The 619-nt window shown below is 67.9% G+C and carries 1 protein-coding gene and 1 pseudogene; one reads left to right on the top strand and one right to left on the bottom strand.

Going from position 1 to position 619, the window contains the following annotated elements:
* Positions 1-109: 109 nt before the first annotated feature.
* A complete protein-coding gene (locus tag FV560_RS20470; RefSeq protein ID WP_200837455.1) occupies positions 110-427 on the bottom strand; it encodes a hypothetical protein in 318 nt (105 codons plus the stop codon).
* On the opposite strand from FV560_RS20470, the pseudogene FV560_RS20465 reads away from it, so the two are divergent.
* Positions 426-619: pseudogene (locus tag FV560_RS20465) on the top strand (integrase); the annotation flags it as partial. The gene FV560_RS20470 and the pseudogene FV560_RS20465 sit on opposite strands and share 2 nt — an antisense overlap.

Genomic DNA, 619 nt, shown 5'->3' with positions numbered 1-619 from the left:
GGCTCGCGGCTCGCGGCTCGCGGCGATGATGGCCGAACTGGTGCCACGGCTGCGACGATTCGACCAGCTCGCTGTCACCGACGAGACCGCGACCGCGCTGGTCGCGATGTCACCGGCCACGATGGACCGCCGCCTGACCGCTGACCGCGCGGAACTGACGCTGAGAGGTCACTCGCACACCAAGCCCGGGTCGCTGCTCAAGGACCAGATCCCGATCCGCACCTGGGCGCAGTGGGACGACGCCGTGCCGGGGTTCGTCGAGATCGATCTGGTCGGCCACGAGGGCGGCAACGCCCTGGGAGAGCACGCCTACACCCTCACCGTCACCGTCACCGACATCGCCACCGGGTGGACGCCAGAACCGAGCATTGCGCAACAAGGCCCGCACATGGGTCATCACCGCACTGGAGGAGATCACGCTCGTCATGCCGTTCCCGGTCCTCGGCATCGACAGCGACAACGGGTCCGAGCTCATCAACCACCACCTGCTCCACTGGTGCCAGGAGTGGCAGATCACCTTCACCCGGTCCCGGCCAGGCAACTCCAACGACGGCGCCCACGTGGAGCAGAAGAACTGGGCCGTCGTGCGCACCGTGGTCGGCTACCACCGCTACGACAC

Source organism: Ruania rhizosphaerae (assembly GCF_009805705.1).
GTDB classification, from domain to species: domain Bacteria; phylum Actinomycetota; class Actinomycetes; order Actinomycetales; family Beutenbergiaceae; genus Ruania; species Ruania rhizosphaerae.
Note: the sequence above shows the minus strand (reverse complement) of the source record. Positions and strands in the feature narration are given on the sequence as shown.